Origin of the sequence: Bacteroides sp. NSJ-39, assembly GCF_014287315.1 — a bacterium.
GTDB lineage: Bacteria > Bacteroidota > Bacteroidia > Bacteroidales > Bacteroidaceae > Bacteroides > Bacteroides finegoldii.
Window position 1 is genome coordinate 63,394 of the sequence record NZ_JACOOB010000005.1, and the last position, 17,391, is coordinate 80,784.

General features: G+C 45.0%; 16 protein-coding genes. 4 read left to right on the forward strand and 12 right to left on the reverse strand.

What is annotated here, in order from left to right; genetic code table 11:
* Positions 1-4: 4 nt before the first annotated feature.
* The 4 genes from H8S63_RS07515 to H8S63_RS07530 all read right to left on the reverse strand — a co-directional run bounded on the left by H8S63_RS07515 (position 5) and on the right by H8S63_RS07530 (position 2,619).
* Positions 5-418: a DUF3408 domain-containing protein gene (locus H8S63_RS07515; RefSeq protein ID WP_004309899.1), complete on the reverse strand. Its 414-nt coding sequence runs from the start codon at positions 416-418 to the stop codon at positions 5-7.
* A gap of 11 nt (positions 419-429) precedes the next feature.
* Positions 430-1,209, reverse strand: coding sequence for a ParA family protein (locus H8S63_RS07520; protein WP_004309900.1), 780 nt, complete (start codon positions 1,207-1,209; stop codon positions 430-432).
* A gap of 250 nt (positions 1,210-1,459) precedes the next feature.
* A complete protein-coding gene (locus H8S63_RS07525) occupies positions 1,460-1,687 on the reverse strand; it encodes a hypothetical protein (RefSeq protein ID WP_004309901.1) in 228 nt (75 codons plus the stop codon).
* Entirely contained in the window at positions 1,684-2,619 is a 936-nt protein-coding gene (locus tag H8S63_RS07530) for an amidoligase family protein (RefSeq protein WP_004309902.1), read from the reverse strand. Before H8S63_RS07530 ends, H8S63_RS07525 begins: the two co-directional genes overlap by 4 nt.
* 285 nt (positions 2,620-2,904) lie before the next feature.
* On the opposite strand from H8S63_RS07530, the gene yfcE reads away from it, so the two are divergent.
* The 3 genes from yfcE to H8S63_RS07540 all read left to right on the forward strand — a co-directional run bounded on the left by yfcE (position 2,905) and on the right by H8S63_RS07540 (position 5,091).
* A complete protein-coding gene (gene yfcE, locus H8S63_RS07535; RefSeq protein ID WP_004309903.1) occupies positions 2,905-3,444 on the forward strand; it encodes a phosphodiesterase in 540 nt (179 codons plus the stop codon).
* Between the two features lie 1,060 nt (positions 3,445-4,504).
* A complete protein-coding gene (locus H8S63_RS20005) occupies positions 4,505-4,633 on the forward strand; it encodes a hypothetical protein (RefSeq protein ID WP_008019101.1) in 129 nt (42 codons plus the stop codon).
* A gap of 302 nt (positions 4,634-4,935) precedes the next feature.
* The gene (locus H8S63_RS07540; protein ID WP_004309904.1) at positions 4,936-5,091 is read left to right on the forward strand and encodes a hypothetical protein; all 156 of its coding nucleotides are present in this window, start codon (positions 4,936-4,938) and stop codon (positions 5,089-5,091) included.
* Positions 5,092-5,394: 303 nt separating this feature from the next.
* Here the strand turns inward: H8S63_RS07540 and H8S63_RS07545 are convergent, their stop codons facing one another.
* A complete protein-coding gene (locus H8S63_RS07545) occupies positions 5,395-6,234 on the reverse strand; it encodes a hypothetical protein (protein WP_004309905.1) in 840 nt (279 codons plus the stop codon).
* A gap of 983 nt (positions 6,235-7,217) precedes the next feature.
* On the opposite strand from H8S63_RS07545, the gene H8S63_RS20310 reads away from it, so the two are divergent.
* Positions 7,218-7,397, forward strand: a complete 180-nt coding sequence (locus H8S63_RS20310; protein WP_029425493.1) for an IS3 family transposase — start codon at positions 7,218-7,220, stop codon at positions 7,395-7,397.
* Positions 7,398-7,489: 92 nt separating this feature from the next.
* Here H8S63_RS20310 and H8S63_RS07555 read toward each other — a convergent pair whose 3' ends face one another.
* From H8S63_RS07555 to H8S63_RS07585, 7 genes are all read right to left on the reverse strand, one after another.
* Entirely contained in the window at positions 7,490-8,728 is a 1,239-nt protein-coding gene (locus H8S63_RS07555; protein WP_004309907.1) for a DUF5074 domain-containing protein, read from the reverse strand.
* A gap of 30 nt (positions 8,729-8,758) precedes the next feature.
* Positions 8,759-11,101 (reverse strand): TonB-dependent receptor, encoded by a 2,343-nt coding sequence (locus H8S63_RS07560; protein WP_004309908.1) that lies wholly within the window; start codon positions 11,099-11,101, stop codon positions 8,759-8,761.
* Between the two features lie 18 nt (positions 11,102-11,119).
* A complete protein-coding gene (locus H8S63_RS07565) occupies positions 11,120-11,575 on the reverse strand; it encodes an HU family DNA-binding protein (RefSeq protein ID WP_004318713.1) in 456 nt (151 codons plus the stop codon).
* 215 nt (positions 11,576-11,790) lie between these two features.
* On the reverse strand, positions 11,791-13,050 hold the full coding sequence (locus H8S63_RS07570) for a DUF1302 family protein (protein ID WP_004309910.1): 1,260 nt from the start codon (positions 13,048-13,050) through the stop codon (positions 11,791-11,793).
* Positions 13,050-13,835: an outer membrane lipoprotein-sorting protein gene (locus H8S63_RS07575; protein WP_004309911.1), complete on the reverse strand. Its 786-nt coding sequence runs from the start codon at positions 13,833-13,835 to the stop codon at positions 13,050-13,052. The genes H8S63_RS07570 and H8S63_RS07575 overlap by 1 nt, the downstream gene beginning before the upstream one ends.
* 39 nt (positions 13,836-13,874) lie before the next feature.
* Positions 13,875-15,617, reverse strand: a complete 1,743-nt coding sequence (locus H8S63_RS07580) for an ABC transporter ATP-binding protein (protein WP_004309912.1) — start codon at positions 15,615-15,617, stop codon at positions 13,875-13,877.
* Positions 15,618-15,635: 18 nt separating this feature from the next.
* A complete protein-coding gene (locus H8S63_RS07585; protein WP_004309913.1) occupies positions 15,636-17,390 on the reverse strand; it encodes an ABC transporter ATP-binding protein in 1,755 nt (584 codons plus the stop codon).
* Position 17,391 lies beyond the last annotated feature (1 nt).

Below are 17,391 nucleotides of genomic sequence, written 5' to 3' on the forward strand. Positions count from 1 at the left end.
GTCCTTATGATTTTAGTGATTGGTAATACTTCTCCAGCACAGCGTTTATCAATCCGCCGTTCTCTTCGAAATGATGTGCCAGCACCTGGTTTACAAAACCGGCTACGGTCACCTCGCCACGTCCCACCGCCCATACCAAGGAAGAGATGCGGCGATGCAGGTCGGCATCGATATGCAATGATTTACGGGATTTGGTCCTGACCGTATTCAGGAAGGATGCCCTGTAAGCGTCGATTTCCCCGGTGGTAAAGACCGGAGCTTCGCTACTCCCGGCAATCTCCTCTGCCGTATCCTCCGGCTTAGGGGATACACTCGTTGCAGGGGAGTCCGGTCGTATCGTCCCTTTCCTGGCGACAATATCCAATATGGCCTTCTCATCAATGCTCCGAGGGTCAAATTTCTTTTTTCCGCTGTCCATAATTCCTTTTATTATAAGGTATGGGAGGCATCCAGATGTGTTACGGCACATAACTCCTCTATCAGTTCACAGAGACCCGAACCTTTTATCTGGCGGTTGTCGGGAGGGAACAGTGTGGAACGGAAGATACTGTTCTTCAGGGAGCTCAACTCCTTGTTATAGCGTTTGGTATCCGGTATCCGTGACTCCAGCAGGTGTAACTCCGCTTTTTGTATGACACGGTTCCAGGACTCGTAGCTTTCTGTCCGTTCACGCTTGTCGACCATGTTCCAGAAAAGATAGATGCCTTTCAGGTTACAGTTGTGCCTGGCAATCAGTTCTTCCTCCACCACCTCGGCAAACTGGAGGGAACTCTGCATGACGACATTATCGGCCTTTAGGGGGATGAAAATGTAATCTATTGCGGAAATGGTATGGACAACCCCTTCGCTGCGGAGGGTTCCCGGAAGGTCGAACAGTACGACATCAAAGACGGCATCCTGCTCTTCGATGTAGCGGTACAGGTCTTCTATCGCTTTCTCCGGATTGCTTTTGATTACCGGATAGGAACGTTTCCGGATTTGTTCATGCTGCCGGTAGAGGACCACTTTGAGAAAATCACTTTCCTGCACGCTTTCTATGTCCCGGTCACGCATCCGGGAGATGCTGTGCTGGGGGGAGTCGCAATCCACGACACCCACCTTCAAACCTTTCTGGTAGTGAAGGATACTGGCCACCAGAACTGTGAAGGCAGACTTTCCGACTCCTCCTTTCTGGCTGGCAAAGGCAATTAATAACGGTTCTTTTTTCATACGCTTTCTTTATATAATCAGATAAAAATATAATGCTGTAAAACTGTAATGCTTATAATTGTATATCGTTCTACACTGCAAAAGAAAGGAATGCCGGGAAAAGATGAAATACCCTGTCACGGATAGTCATGGATAGTCAGGAATTGACAGGAGGAAACGCCGTCAGGCAGACAGGAAAGGTTGCAATGAAAAAAGAAAAATCCCTGCCTCATCTTTGAAGCAGGGACTAATAATAAAGGAGCGATACCGGTTACCGGACGTAACCGGCGGCTTGCAAGTCCGTCAGGAAATGTTCAGGGGTATCGGTGGCAACTGACACGCCATGCAGCTCCCCGTAACGCCGGGCAAAGTTCTCCATATACTCCTGATCCGTGCAATCATAGTCGAACCGGCTCCCCTCACGGAGCAGCCGGACGAACTCTTCCGGGCTGGCGGCGGTTATCTGACCGCCATCCAGCAAATGATAAGTCTGTATCATACCGCTAACTTTTTAGTTCTAAGTTTAAAAAATAATTTCTGTTTCCCGTCCAGGAAGGGTAACTCCTCCAATGTCATCCGGCTGGGAAGGCTGGATCTTTTCGCAAAGGTAATTAATCCGTTCAAGAACCGGATCCAATTCTCCATCTTTGTGAAATTGGTCGTACCGGAATGCTGGCGGAACTCAACGGTCCGGTGCCTAGAATAAGCCTCAAAATTGACCTTGTGGTATCGGTCATTATTAAAGACCTCCCGCAGGCCGTCTATCGTCCTTACCGATTTGATTCTCTCGTCGGAAACACCGGAGAGGGTTTTGCAGTAGGTATTGTTCCGGCGTGTCCTTGGCATAAAGGCATCAATCAGGTGTTCGAGATGCTTGTAGGTCAAAGTCAGATTCTTCCAGGTGTCCAGATTGAAACCAGCCGCATCCATATGGACATGGAACCCGCAACTGTCATTCACTTTTGCATTACAGATGTCAAGCACCCAGCATACCGTTTCCAGCTCTTTCAGGCCATTCTCACCCACCAGTATCGGGCTGACCAGCTCGAAAGTATTATTTCCCTGCAGGCTGCTGTCCGTCACCAGCTTCCAATGATCCTTGGTCGTGTGGTTATAACCCTCAACGGCAACATGGATACCGGCCTCCCTCAATTCGCGTGCCAGTCTTTCCATATTACAGTTATAGGCTTCAATCTCAATACCGAACTTGTGGGTGAAGGTGTAATCCATCAGGGTGGTTGCTGCCCTGTTCAGCAAGACTCCACCTTCTCTTTCAAGCATTTTCTTCTCAACATTATATACAAAACCATAGTTGCCACGTGTCACCAAATCGGCAATTTCCCTGCGCATCAGGCCTAGACGGAGCAGCTGCTCAATCTTGCTCGTCTTGGTGGTACTCTGTTCTAAGATATTTCTAACTTGTTCGTTCATAGCTTTTTATCCTTTATTATTATACCACTAAGGTAGCATAATAAACCCACATGTCATAGTATTAGAAGCCTTATTGTCAGACTGTTAGCTTAGTTTAGCTAAGGCTAAATACCCTTATTTTATGTATCCGATTATAACATTGCAGCAATCTACAAGGACAGCAATACAGCAATCTACAGTTCAGGGAACCTGTCTTTTTTTCTCATCGTTTCCCCGGTTAGGGAGATTAGATAATTATGCTTATTTTTGTGCATTGAAAACTTAACCCGTAACGAATAGATTATGATGAAATACCTGATTGTGTCCGACATACATGGCTCGTTACCGGCACTGGAACAAGTGCTGGCATTTTACAGGGAGCAGCAATGCGGAATGCTTTGTATTTTGGGAGATATCCTGAATTATGGTCCCCGGAACGGGATACCTCAAGGACTTGACCCGAAAGGGATCGCAGAACGTCTCAATGCGATGGCCGGTGAGATTGTCGCCATCCGTGGAAACTGTGATTCGGAGGTGGACCAGATGCTGCTGGACTTTCCCATCCTGTCCGATTACACCCTGTTGGTGGATAATGGAAAACGTTTCTTTCTCACCCACGGACATATCTACAATGAGGACAGACTGCCGAAGGGAAGGTTCGATTGTCTTTTTTATGGTCACACCCACCGGTGGAAACTTGAACGGACTGAGCATACAGCGGTCTGCAATACCGGCTCCATCACTTTCCCGAAGGACGGGAACATGCCAACATTCGCTATTTACTGTGACGGTACGGTATCCGTTCACCGGCTGGACGGCAGCAGGCTCAAGGAACTTTCTCTCTGATGGGGAATGTATAATAACAGCCTATTATAATTGTAGCCTTTTATAATTGCTTATCCATTATACAAATATAGCAATATCCAAAACGCCAATTATTCAGTTGTCACTGTGTAACATTCCAAGAGACTACAGATATAATAGTATTCGGATTATCCGATTATCAAAATATTCAGTTCTCTGAATATTCAATTATCACGAAAAAGAAGCCATCTGATGTGTCGGATAATCGTAGAATGCTCTACTATTACAGGAAGCTACAGCCTATTCCGCCTCCGGAATATTGGTAAAAAACGCCAACTTTCCTGAAGAAGCAGACCGAAATCGGGAGAGGTTGCCATCGGGAGGGAGGCACCAGTCGGGGCAATCTACAGTTCTACTTAAAAACGTTGTCCCCGTAGAGGGGACAGCAAGTTGTGTTTTCGTTTAACGAAAACCGGACGGTTTAACGGCATATTCCGCCGCCAAACCGTTCCTCAGAATATAGCTCCAGAGTCGCAAATTCAGCCAGAAAGAAACTGCATGTTGCAAGAGTTATTTATTGATATCTTCCTTTAAAGACTTGATTCTTTTATTATTAATCATTCTTCCCGGCTTGATTGAACTAAAAATAAAAAATAACTGTTACCCCAATTCCAATTGCAATGAATTTGGTTTTGGCATTTATCATCTTTAGTAGCTGTAATACATCCTTCTAAACTCTTCCCCTTGGTCTTGTTGGTCTGGTAACATGTTTGGATGGTCCCTACCAGAACTTATAGTTAAAGTAAAAACGGAATTGTTTTTTGTAATATCCCTTACAAAAAATAGGAAGTCCCAAATTAGATTCTGAATAATTAATTTTAAAGGCATTCTTTATGTCATCTAAAGAATTAAAAAATAGATTGCCATCTCCTTTTGTATCATCAGAAATAAGATATAATGTGATAATTGATTTTTGTAATATTTCTGTGTCTTTAGGGGAAAAACTTTGAAGACTTGACTATATCCTGTATTTTACAGGAAAGTATAAATTTGGACTGTGAACTAGAAATAAATTAGGGGATCTTTTTATTGGGGAGAACGTATGAACTGGTATATATTGGTATTGATAATTGACGTACCAGCTGTGCATCTGTCCATTTTCTATCTCGGTAGCGATATACAAGGTTGGAAGATGAATACAGAAGGGGTTGCACAAATGAGAAGAATTTAGTGGCTATACTGTTTTCGCTGTGCTGTATGCTGGCGGGAAGGATACTCCTTTTGGGAAAGTAGAAAGATAAAAGGCAGTCGGGCACTAGAGATAAAAAGTGAGAGGAGCTCCATAGAACGGAAGCTCTCCTCTTTTATTTTTTTATTTTGTACTAAGTTATAAGATTCCGGCTTGTCACAAGCAAGAATAATATAAGCAGATTCCTGTTTCACAACAGATATCTATGCCGCAAAGATACATGAAATATATATTAACACAATGATTTAACGGGTTTTGTTGGGGAAGCTGTCTGTGACGGGGGAATGGACGCTAAGGTGCTTGACATACTGGAGAACTGCTTCGAGTGGAACAGGGACAGGAAACTGATACGGAAAATAAGGAAAGAGGTGGAGGACTTCGAGCGTTGGACGGAAATGAAGGCGGCAGAAATGCTGCGTGCCAAGAGGCAGCAAAAATAAATCTCATTTATATCATATTATGCAATATACAAAGCTGATAAAATATTCAAAAAAAAATATTTTATCAGCTTTCAAATAATGAATTACTACATAACCTACATTAAGAAGTGCATTAGTATATAGAAAGTAGTGAATATACACTAGTTACGATAAGCCGAGTTTTTTTTACTAAAGATGGTGGCGAAGATTCTTGTTTCATTACTTCTCTGTCATCGAAATATGAAGTTAAAAACATAATTGTCAAAATCAACAAACGTGTATACTGTTTTATAATTAATATAATTAAGGTTAATACTGAATACGTTAAAAGTCAAAAGTGCCATGTTTATAAGAGGACCGGGAAGGTTTATAATAATCCTCACCCGGGGTCTGGGGTTGTATAAAATCTTGTCTGAATATTTCTGTAGGATTATCTGTAATTAAATCTGCATCATGGGTATATATGTTAAAATAGCACTCTGGATCTGTTTTTTGGTTATATGGTCCTTCTCCCACAAAAGAAAATTTGTAAAAACCAATTTTTTCTCCGTCTTTTCTGACTGTAAGGAACCAGACATTACCACTACTTATCGTTTTAAATCTCAATCCGTTTAATGATGAATAAGTTTCCTCTATAAACTGGCCATTCAAATATGTCTGTTTTTTACAAGTAAAAGGTGACTCAAATCTACCACCTTCAGCTGGTAGAATAAAAGGATTCTGTTCCGAATGGATTTTATACACAAATGTCAACTTTCCTTTATCTATAATTAGTGGAATTTTTTCTACTTTTATGCCATTAATAGTAGAGTAAGAAATCTGTAAATCAGCATTCAAAATTTTATCTTCTTTATTAATATTTGAGGTTATATTTAATACTACCTGATCGCCCTCCACTTTTGTTTCTATATCAGAAAAAAGAGTTTTATCAAATTCTACCGAAACATCCCTGGGAATAATCGGAACCTCTGAACTTAAAACATCATCTATTAATGTTTTTTTTATAATCGTAATCGTAATAATACGTTTCTCTCCAAGACAGCTAAACGGTTTGGATGCGTCCTTACTTGTTAATACTTGATACTCTGTTTTTCTATTGTTTTCCTCTTTTTGACAGGATAACAATGCTAAAGAAATAAACAAAAGAATAAATACCTTTCTCATATTAATGCAAATTAGTTACTATAAATAAAAGTAATATTTAATATTGTTGAAACCTCAACATCTGATACAAACTCTTTTGCGGAATCAACAAATTCATTTTTACTATTATAAGATAATTGAACAACAAGTATTTTGTTTTGAGAGCTTTATTTTGACCATTATCTTTTTTATCTTATTGGTATGATTATAAAACATATACTACAATTCTGGAAGAAGAATTGAATGTCCTTATAATGCAAAAGCTTTTTTACTAGATAAAATCAATAATATCATATTGTAAATATAAGGCTAAATCTGTATTTTACAGTTATAAAAAAAAACTTTAAATCTAACAAATAAATTTATATATGTATTATAATCAAATTCTTAAGATTAAAGTATCCGGAATTATCTAACATAAAACTAACATTTATATTTTAAAATAGAATCAGCTCACAAGCTATTTCTAGCTAAGCATTTCCGGTACCGTGAATGATGATTTCGGTCTGGTTACCGGTGCGTCAGTCTTCGTAAAAGGTACCAGCAACGGTTGTATCACCGACTGCATTAGCCAATGTATCTTCCGAAGAAACCTTGGTCATTTCATTCATTGGTTATCAAACACAAGAAGTTCCGGTAAACAATTAGCGGAAGTTTTTCATCAACTTAAGAGAGGGCTCACAACAACTGCAAGAAGTAGTGGTAATGGCAATGGGTTATGGTGATGTCCGCTGCAAACACCTAACAGGTTCTATCGTTAAAGCAGACATCAAGTTATTTGGGGATATTCCTAAAAAAATAAAATGTAAGAGGGTGCACTTCATCTTGAACAAGTATATGACATGCTCGATAAAGCATTTGATAAGTGTGATAACCTTGACGGACTCGTACTTCATTCTGATCAAGGTTAGCAATACCAACACTTCGGATATCGGAAAAGGCTTGAAGAGCATCATATAATTCAAAGTATGTCGAGAAAGGGAAACTGTCTGGACAACTCTATGATGGAGAATTTTTTCAGAATTATGAAATCTGAACTTCTATACGCTGAAAAGTTCGAGTCTCCGGAAGACTTCACAAAGGCTTTGGAAGGATATATAGATTATTATAATAATAAAAGAATTAAGTCCCGGTTAAAAGGAAAGAGTCCAGTACAATACCGAACTCTTTCTATAACTGGATAGTGTTTAACCAGTCCAAATTTTTGGGGTCACTTCATCAGTCGGACACCCTCTTTATTTTTGGAAGGAGGCTATCCCGAACTCGCGTTATAAGTTTAGTTGCCGAACCACTCTATAGCCATGGGATTTCCTATGGTGGTTATCATAGGAATAGGATTAATCTTATCTGTCTGAGGATTGAGATAATAGATGCCTTTTGTTGTCGTTGAAGCATTGGCGATTGCCAAACCGTCTTTATATTTAGACACTAACACGCCATAGCCATTGGACAAATCCAATCCTTCTATTTTCTTCATCTTCTGATTGTATAAATCAAAGACTACAGCTCGGCTCGCTATAGCGCCATGTCCCGTTTCTCCTGGTTTGTAATAACCGGGAATATCAATGTATCCGTAGGCTTTGCCATTGGCTGCATAACAAATTGAAGCGGCAAAACCAGCTACTTTCTCTTCTCCTTCGATAGAAGCTCCGGTTATCGTCCAATGGTATGTTGGATCAAAGTCTGTTTCTCCTTTCTTAATCCGAAGTATGCCGGCCTTATGACCTGCCACCATTCCGAAGTTCCCGAGACAAGAAATGTATATATCGCCTTTTTCATCCATGAATAAAGACTTGGGGTCGATCGGACGTGTGGCTTGAGAAAAACCACTGGTTTTCTCTGAAATCATCTTGACCAACTTGTCCGTCTTGGTGTCAATGACGGCTACATCTGCTTGTTTGTAATTCTCAGGGCTTGTCCAACCTCCCACCATCTGGCTTAGACCAGCAAACACATATCCGTCACGCTCAATCATGATTCCGATGTCCGGATTATTATCTTGAATACCCAAAGAGGTCAGGTTGATCTCTCCTGTCTTCTGCATCGTTTCGGGATTAAATATGTAAATCAGTCCTAGTCCGGCAAGCGATAGATAGGCTTTTGTGGAAGATAGTTTGACAAGATTGTTGGCACTGTTATTGGCAGGCAATTGCAAGCTTCCCTCTCTTTGTAAAATTCCATTCGTGCGACGGTATTTAATCAGTTCGTTTTTGTCCATTGTCAAATGATAGCTTGGGAAGACATAGACTTCCTGACCTATTATCATAGGATAAGAACTGCCAAAGGGAACATTTATACCATTGTTGTTATTGGTAGCCATCGTCTTGCCTAATACAGGCTCATCAATGAGTTGCATATAAACCGTTCCATCCATACCTGTTGCATTGGGTAGGGCTGTTGTTAGGAGAATCTTTCCCGAACCTCCTGCAATAGGATTGTCCGGATCATTCTTGTCACATGAGTTAAGGCACAATGCAGCGAATATCGCTGCTACAAAAAATACATTCTTTTTCATTTCTTTTTTTGTTTAATGATTGTTAATTTGTTACTTAAATACGTATCTGAATCTGATAGTGAAGCTACGTCCGGGTAAAGGACGGTTAAACTCGCTGATCATTTTTGTATCGGTCAGGTTGTTTATTTTTCCCATAATGAAGTAGCGCCCATTGCCAAAGCTTTGCTCAAAGCCTATATTGCACGAGAGGGCTCGAGGTATGCGATGCTGCTGGAATTGGCTTTGTTCGAAGTCGTACAGATATTCTTCCACAAATGAAGCATCGGTGAATATGCGCGTATTCATCCCGCTGCCTCCGAACAGATTTTCTTTGTGAAACTCCAATCCTGCGTTTGCCATCAGATAGGGTATATTGGGCATACGGCTACCTTTGGTAGGGTTGGCAACAGTTGTATTTTGTTCATACTTACGCACATCTCGCAGATCTTGGTAAGTGGCGTTCACATAGCCATAGAGCCACCGTGTCATGTCGGCTTTCACCTCTGCTTCCATACCAAGAGTCCGCATCTCGCCGAAGTTCTGATACTGCGACTGCAAGAATCCGCCCGTAAAGCGAATCATGTCTTTGAGATGCATATAGTATCCGTTCAGTTCAATCTGTAAGTTAGAGGAGGCTTTTCCAGTTAAATCGAATAACATTCCTATGTTGACACTTATATTGCGTTCGGGAGTGAGATTGCCGGCAGGAGCTATCACGTATCCATCACCCAACAGTTCCTCTTCCGATGGAAGCCTTACATCATATCCGAACGAAGCTTTTGCCATCAGACTGGGTGTGATGCGGTAGCGAAGTGCATTGCTGATGCCGAAATCATTCTTGTGTGTGTCTATATCCTCTGCTGTCTTTACCAGGACACTTGCCATCCGCGTTTTCATCGAGTAGTAGTAATACTTGACGTTGAAAGAGTTAAGGAACTTATCGTTCGAGGTGCGATAGTCGTAATTCAAGCCTGCCACCCAACTGAACATATTGCTTGGAAAGTCGGTACGATAACCTATGACCTTGTCCTTCATCCCATCACGAGGGTTGGCATGAGCGTATTTCAGCAAAGAGTTGAAGTTTACCGAATGGTTCTCATTGACAAGATAGTTGAGATTCAATTTGTGCTGCAATTGATGCTTTTCATTCGTCAATAATGAAGCCCATTTGCCGATTTCGCCGCCGAATTCGGAAACTGCCGGATAATGCGTTCCATCCCAATGTGTGCGGTGCGAGGCGGTATCGGCAAAATGATAGTCGGTATAGATATACCCCAGCTGCCAGTCCAAGTCCAGGCCGTCTAAGAGGAAGTTTTCTTTCTCCATCTTATTGGCGAAAATAAAGGCGTTGGAATGGCTGTGTGCATGCCGGATGTTCGATTCTATCCCCTGTATATCTTTGTAAGTATGTATGAAAACGGGTTCAAACTCCACCAAGTCAAACCACCACTTCCGTGCCTTAAAGCTACCGCCGATGACTGTTTTTTTAAACTTGTCGTGATCGCGGGTTATAGTAAGCCCCTCTTGAAAAGGAGACTTCATCTTGTAGTCGTTGTCGGCATAGGTATAAAAACCTCCCAGCCCGAACTCGATTCCTTTTGGGGCAATGTTCATCTTGCTCACAACGGATGCATTGTGCGTATTGAAACTGCCGTAAGAATAGTTCACGTCCAAATATTTAGGCGGATACTCTTTGATGACAATATTGACCGCACCACCTACGGCAGAACCTCCGAACTTGGCAGGGACAACTCCTTTGTATATCTCGATGCGGTCGATCATTTCGACCGGAATATCATTGATGTCGATAAAATCGGAATTGTCGTTCATCGGATTCCCGTCAATGAAAAGCCCGATGCGTTTGCCTTCCAGTCCGCGCACCGATATGCGAGAGGTACTGCCCGTTCCACCCGTGGCACGCACGGTGATTCCGGCAGTTTTTGCCAGAATGTCTTGTACATTGTTAACCGTTCCTTGTATCTGGTTCATGCTGATAACGGATATGGGCATGGCCTGCTCCCGTAACTTACGGGCTTCGCTCTTACCCATCACTACCACCTCGTCCAACGATTTTGCTTCGGCTTTCAGGCGGATGATGATTTTTTTCCCTCTCTCTTTACCCACCGTGAGCTTGCGGGTTTGCGTGTGGTAGCCTATAAACCTTACAGTAAGCGTATAAGTGGCTGCGGGAACATCGGAAAGTAAGAACTCGCCATGCCCGTCTGTCACAATGCCCTTTTTCAGCTCTTCGATGAAGATGGTTGCGCCGGGCAGTGGTTCTTCGCCTGCATTGTCGATGACCACGCCTGCAATCCGTCCTCCACCTGTTTGGGCGGACACGCTGATACCTGTGAGCATCAGCGTGAAAAAGAAAAATAATACTTGCTGCTTCATTGTTTCTTGTTATGAATATTAAAGAGCAGAATCGGGTGCTTCGGGCAAATCTCCGGGATTCGGACTCGGTTTAGCCGATCCGGCCTCGCTTTCACGTATCACCACATGCTGTACGTTTTTTGCCTGATTGCGCATTTCGAGTTTGGGAAAAAACTGAATGCGTGGTGTTTTGAGAGTTTCGGCGGTAACGGCTTTTTCCGTTTCCACGCGTTTCCCGTTGGATACAACCTTAAATGACCCGAGGTTGGCCAGGTCAACGGTTCTGCCGCTGAGCATCTCTTCACGTACGATTTTCGCCAAGGCGGTGATGGCTGACCGCACGTCGGCACGGCTCAGGGCTGTGGCATTGACAATCCGATCCTCTAGCTGCTTGGTGGTAATCTTGTCTTGTGCAATGGGAGAGGCGTAATACATGGTTTTGCCCTTGTGTTTACCGATGCGCATCTCTTCTTTTTTTACGTTGTATAGTAACATGACTTTTGATGTTTTTGATGGTTATACTTTGAATAATTTTGCTGTTCTACTTAAACAGCTTCAGTAAACGGCTTTGATCGCTCCATTGGAACGTCTTTCACCGTTTAACTTAAACGATTCCGATTGCTTAAGTCCGCATTCTCTTTAACTGCTGTCGTATGTCTTCTTCATAATCTTTTCAAATTTTGTTTATGGTTATTAAAATGGTGTGGATCTCAAAAGCAGTATTTAGCCTTTGCCCATACTTCCGAATTGTGCTTATACGGGCCGAACATACCCTCGCTTCCTCCGAACCAGTCGTAGCCTGCCAAGAGGTGGATGTGGTCGTTCAGGGCATAGTCAGCCGTGAAACGGCTGAACCAGCCCTTGTGGTTGAGGTCGAAATAGGTGAAGTCGGAAAGCTGTAAGTTGCTGTCCAGTAACTTCTTCGACACGCAGAGCGTAAGGAGCGAATTATGGCGGGGCTGTGCGACGTAGCTTTCGTACTTGAAAATACTCTCGGAAGAGAACTGAGCCATCACTGTCCATTCATGAGGGGCATACCAGTCGGCCCCCACCAACCAATTGATGGTGTTGAATCCTTTTTGAGGGGTGGAGGCGGCTTGCTGTATGTAGCTGAAATGCTTCCCGAGGTTGAAGGCCGCTTCGCCGCGCAGCACGAACTGTCCCAAGGGCTTTGAGACATCGCCTCCGACGAATCCCATGCGGTAGTATCGGGGCGAAACCGTAAGTTGGGAGCCCGATGGTTTGTACTCGATGACGGGCATCTTGTTCCACGTATGCAGCGCGGCAAGCGAGAAGTCTACCCCCGGCAGGGCGAAAGAGAGCCTGCCCCCGTATTCTACGTTGGAGAGGCGTAGCTCGGGGCGGCTTCCCTCCGCGTCCCAGACAAGGGACCGGGGTGTTTCTTTAGGCAACACGCTCCACGGATTGGCGGCATCGGTGGGCAGCTTGTATCCTTCGAAAGTGGGAACGGCAAGCAGTTCGAGCTTTATCTTGTCGTTGAAGACGAAGAACCGCAGGGCATTGACGGGCATGCGGATGTCGTCGTAGTCTTGCGCCAAGAACTCGGTCATATCCATGGGTGAGACGAGGTCGGTGATACGTACGCCGTCGGCCGCACCCCAGATGACAAGTTGTCGCCCGAGACGAAAGCCCCAGTGCTCCTGCCGATGGTCAAGGTATGCTTCCCGCAGTTCAAAGCCGGTGCGCTCTTTCAGCAAGGCGTTGTAGGTAGCGTTGAACGAGACGAAGAGCGAAGAGCCTGCGAAGTTTTTGCCGACCTCGCCCCTGAGTCGGGTACGGGAAGACATCCAATCGTTCGGCTTTTCGGAGCGGAAGGCGTGGTAGGTGTCGACAAGGCCTTTGAGCTGCCACGACGATTCGCCCGCTCCTTGTCCCCAAACTCCATGCACGGGGCAAAACAGAAAGACCGAGAGGCAAAGCCCCGCGGAAAGACGATTGAACGCTTTCATCAGAACCTGCCTTTCTCTAACGTGGTCACGTTAAACTTGCTCTCCTCCATGGGAATGTTGTACGTCGGATTCTTGATTTCGAGAACCGTCTGATGCTCGGTTTGCACGTTGGTCATGTGCATCTTCCGGGCTACCCAGAAGCCCTCTACCTTGGCAATATCCGACATCTCGAGACGACGGTGCAGCTTGCCCATCTTGTCGTAATATTCCACCCTGACAGGTATCAGACAGTCCTGACGTATCAGGGCCGTTTTCCTGGAGTAAATATCACGCTTGTCCTTAGGCAAGGATTCCAGTTTCCAGCACTTCTGTCCGTCGACGGTTTCTTCGCCCAGGAGCGTGTGCGTATCCTCGTCCACGTTGCGGCTGCCCATGTCGTCGTAGGTAAAGTCGCTACCCATAAAGTAGTCTTGCTTGGCAGACGAACCGCTGATACGGCGCGTTTTCTTTATGGCGGGCAGATAGAGCCATTTGTCATCGTCCTTGTTTAGCTCATCATAATCCCACGTCAAGAAGCCCGTCCCCTTTACATCGCCGGGATATTGGAAGAACATGATGCTCTTGCGGTCTTTCTTTTCTTTGCCCACATCGATGGAGTAGGAAATGAGCTTGCGTTCGCGCACCGCTCCGCGTTTGTTGATTAACGTCATAACCATTTCAGACCGACGGGTATCGCCGTCGGGACGGTCTTTTACCTTTTGGGCAATCTCTCTGCCCGTTTGTGCGCATGTTGTGGCAGCGAACCCCACCACAAGCATGGCTACTACTGCGATTGATCTCTTCATTTGTCCTTTTTCTTTATAATTGATTCTGATTGATTCGATTTATATTCCGGTCTCCTTCTGCCGTGCTACCATGCGGGCAAATTCGCCGTTTCGGGCAAGCAGTTCGTCGGGTGCTCCTTGTTCTGCGACGGTTCCGTCTTTCAGCACCACGATATGATGAGCGTTGGCAACGGTGCGCATACGGTGTGCGATGATGACGACGGTCTTGTTCTTGATCAACTCCGATATACCGGCCTGTATCAACGTTTCGTTCTCTACGTCCAGACTTGCCGTTGCTTCGTCCAAGAGGATGACAGGAGCATCTTTGAGAAGCGCACGGGCAATGGATATGCGTTGGCGTTCGCCTCCCGATAGCGATTCTCCGTTTTCGCCTATCAAGGTGTCGTAACCGTTGGGCAGCCGGGCGATGAACTCATCGCAACGGGCAAGACGTGCTACCGCTTTCACCTCTTCCTCGGTAGCGTCTTTCTTCCCGATTTTGATGTTGTCCATGACGGAAGCGTTGAAAAGCAACACGTCCTGAAAGACTACGGCATAGTTTTTCAAGAGCATTTCGGGATCTATTTTTGAGATGTCCCGTCCGCCAAGTGTGATCTTTCCGCCATGAATATCCCAAAAGCGGGCAGCTAATTTTGCCGAAGTGCTTTTGCCTCCCCCCGAAGGTCCCACAAGTGCCGTTACTTTGCCTTGCTTGGCAGTGAAAGAGACGTTGCGCAGCACCTGCTTGCTTGTCTCGTAAGCAAAATCGACCTTGTCAAAACAGATGTCGTAACCCTCTACCGTGCAATCCTCATCGCCTTGCTGTGCGGGCATGTCGTTCATCTCACGTATGCGGTCGATACGCACATCGAGTAGTATCAGTGTCGCCATATGGTTGAACACGTCCATGATGGGGTTGTAGATGCTGGCTACAACGAGCAGGAAGACCAAGTAAGTGAACATGTCGATGCTGCCCAAACCAAGTAAATAAGCTCCCGCAATGATAACGCTTGCCAAACCAAGTTTCAGGATAGACTGTGCACTGCCCACAAGCCCCGCTCCGAGAAATTCGCCTCGCTGCAGAGTGGCTTCATATATCTCGAGCTGTTTGTCTAAACGGTCGCAATAGGCTGCCTCTCCGTTGTACGATTTAATCTCCTGCGCCGCTTCAAGCCCTTCCTGTATCTGCTCGGTCGTATCACGCCTTACGTGATAGTACTCCTTATTAGCTTTATCCATAAGCCTTTTTCCTAAGAAGATGACCGTTGTCGCTACCGGTACGACCCCAAAGAGAGCAAGGGCCAGTTGCCAGTTGTAGAAGAACATCCCGGTGGCAATCAAGATAATGCTGATGACAGAGGCGAAGAGTTGTGGAACTGTGTGAGAGAAGAGGGTTTCCAACATGTTACAATCCTCCATCATCGTAGCGGTGAGATCCGAAAGATTCTTTTCTCCGAAGAAAGCCAAAGGCAATTTACGCAGCTTCTCGGCAATGCCAATACGACGGTTGGCACTCTCGGTATAGATTTTCGTGTAGGTGCTCTTGTACTGTATCATCGCAATCACAAAGAGTACCGTCATAAAACAGAGAGCCGTCAGCACGTAGTACCAGAGCCCGTGCGTCGTGCTGTTCCCGGCTTGGATAACAGGGTGCAGGTAATCGGTGATGAACAGAAAGATGAAGATTACCGGCAGCATCAGTGCCAGGTTGAGAAAAAGAGAAGCTATAACCCCTTTTATAAAGGTCTTTGCCCCGTCTTCCGATAAGGTGAATCTGTGTTGAAAATATTTACTAATATTCATAATGTTGTCTCCTGAGGTTTATACCGTCCATGTCACGGTTCGTTGATATTCATTCCACATGCTGTTATAGATGCCGTTTCGGGCTATCAACTCGCTGTGTGTGCCTTCTTCGGCAATCTTGCCTTGTGCTATCACCAGTATCTTGTCGGCATCCTGTACGCTAGTCAGATGATGGGCGATCATCAACACTGTCTTTCCTTTTCTCAGCTCGTGCAGGGCTTTTTGTATCAGGTGTTCGTTTTCGGGGTCGGCAAAAGCTGTTGCTTCGTCCAGGACAACAATCGGCGCATCTTTCAAGATGGCCCGGGCCAAGACAATGCGTTGCTGTTCCCCTCCCGAAAGGAATGTTCCATCTACTCCTATCTTCGTGTTCAATCCGTTGGGTAGCCGGTCGATGATCTCCCGACTTTGGGAAAGGTCTATGGCACGTTGCACGGCTTCATCACTCGCTGCCGGATTACCGTATTTGATGTTCTCCAGCAAAGAGGTCTTGAAGAGTTTTGTATTCTGGAAGACGAAAGCGATGTGGTTCATCAGGTTGTCTTTGGCAATGTTTTTCACATTTATTCCGCCAATCGTCACACTACCTGCTGATACGTCCCAAAAGCGGGGAATGAGTTGGGCAATGGTGGTCTTCCCTCCTCCCGATTGCCCCACAAGGGCAAAAGTCTTCCCTTCGGGGAGGTGGAAGCTGATACCGTCTACGGCATTTTGACCGGCATTGGGATAGGCAAACGAAACGTTCTCGAATGTCACATCGCAAGCGGTGATTTTCTCCGGATTTTCGGCTATTGGGAGTGGTTCGCTACTCGTCAGGTTTTCCACCCGGCTTATGGCTTGATCTGCCAGAAACATATCTTGTTGCAGATACATCACTTTCATCACATTGGTTGCTATCACCGGAGTAATCAGCACATACAGGAACATATCGGTGATGATGGGGGCAATGTTTTCGCTTTTGTTGCCGATAAGCAATATGACTACGGGGACAAGTAGGAAAGCAAAGCTATTGATGGCCACCGTGTAGAGTGACATCGGCTTTTGCCAACCCAGCGTGTATTTGGTAACTAAATCCCGGTAGGCGATGATGCTGTCGTAAAAACGTTTGAAAGAGAATATCGTTTGCTGGAACACTTTCACCACCGAAATACCACGTACGTATTCCACCGCTTCGCTGCTCATATGCTCTTGTGCTCCGAGGTATTCATTTTGGAACGCCTTCTGAGCAGTTGTATTCATCCGTGTCATGATGAAGACAGCCGCCGTGAGGGGGATCAGGCACGCCAGACCAAGTTGCCAGTTGAAGACGAAGATCAATATTATAACCGACAGCGGGGCTATAAAACTCCCCGCCAGGTCGGGCAAGAGATGTGCGACAAACGTGTGGGTTTCAGAAGCATTTTCATCAATAATCTTACGCATCTGTCCGCTGGTATTCCGGTCGAAGAAGCCAAGCGGCATCTGCATGATTTTTCTCATAGCCGTACGTCGCATATTGGTTTCTACCCGGAACGCCGCTAAGTGCAAAAGCATCAGCCCGGCAAAGTAAATGACAAGGCCGGCAACGGCTGTGCCTACCGCCCACCATGCATAGACGTTGATAGGGATTCCTGAGGCAACGCTGCCAGTCAATAGTAGCGAGCGTACGATAAGCCAAATGAAGATGAACGGCATAAGCGAGAGCAGACCGCTTAATCCCGACAGTGTCAGGGCTATGGGCATAAGCACCTTGCGTTTGCCCATGTAAAATTGAAGTTTCTTTAATGTATTCATA

Excerpts from the sequence above, each read along its gene's own strand:
- H8S63_RS07515 (WP_004309899.1), bottom strand. The coding sequence starts at position 418 with ATGGACAGCGGAAAAAAGAAATTTGACCCTCGGAGCATTGATGAGAAG.
- H8S63_RS07520 (WP_004309900.1), bottom strand. The coding sequence starts at position 1,209 with ATGAAAAAAGAACCGTTATTAATTGCCTTTGCCAGCCAGAAAGGAGGA.
- H8S63_RS07525 (WP_004309901.1), bottom strand. The coding sequence starts at position 1,687 with ATGATACAGACTTATCATTTGCTGGATGGCGGTCAGATAACCGCCGCC.
- H8S63_RS07530 (WP_004309902.1), bottom strand. The coding sequence starts at position 2,619 with ATGAACGAACAAGTTAGAAATATCTTAGAACAGAGTACCACCAAGACG.
- yfcE (WP_004309903.1), top strand. The coding sequence starts at position 2,905 with ATGAAATACCTGATTGTGTCCGACATACATGGCTCGTTACCGGCACTG.
- H8S63_RS20005 (WP_008019101.1), top strand. The coding sequence starts at position 4,505 with ATGAACTGGTATATATTGGTATTGATAATTGACGTACCAGCTGTGCAT.
- H8S63_RS07540 (WP_004309904.1), top strand. The coding sequence starts at position 4,936 with ATGGACGCTAAGGTGCTTGACATACTGGAGAACTGCTTCGAGTGGAAC.
- H8S63_RS07545 (WP_004309905.1), bottom strand. The coding sequence starts at position 6,234 with ATGAGAAAGGTATTTATTCTTTTGTTTATTTCTTTAGCATTGTTATCC.
- H8S63_RS20310 (WP_029425493.1), top strand. The coding sequence starts at position 7,218 with ATGGAGAATTTTTTCAGAATTATGAAATCTGAACTTCTATACGCTGAA.
- H8S63_RS07555 (WP_004309907.1), bottom strand. The coding sequence starts at position 8,728 with ATGAAAAAGAATGTATTTTTTGTAGCAGCGATATTCGCTGCATTGTGC.
- H8S63_RS07560 (WP_004309908.1), bottom strand. The coding sequence starts at position 11,101 with ATGAAGCAGCAAGTATTATTTTTCTTTTTCACGCTGATGCTCACAGGT.
- H8S63_RS07565 (WP_004318713.1), bottom strand. The coding sequence starts at position 11,575 with ATGTTACTATACAACGTAAAAAAAGAAGAGATGCGCATCGGTAAACAC.
- H8S63_RS07570 (WP_004309910.1), bottom strand. The coding sequence starts at position 13,050 with ATGAAAGCGTTCAATCGTCTTTCCGCGGGGCTTTGCCTCTCGGTCTTT.
- H8S63_RS07575 (WP_004309911.1), bottom strand. The coding sequence starts at position 13,835 with ATGAAGAGATCAATCGCAGTAGTAGCCATGCTTGTGGTGGGGTTCGCT.
- H8S63_RS07580 (WP_004309912.1), bottom strand. The coding sequence starts at position 15,617 with ATGAATATTAGTAAATATTTTCAACACAGATTCACCTTATCGGAAGAC.
- H8S63_RS07585 (WP_004309913.1), bottom strand. The coding sequence starts at position 17,390 with ATGAATACATTAAAGAAACTTCAATTTTACATGGGCAAACGCAAGGTG.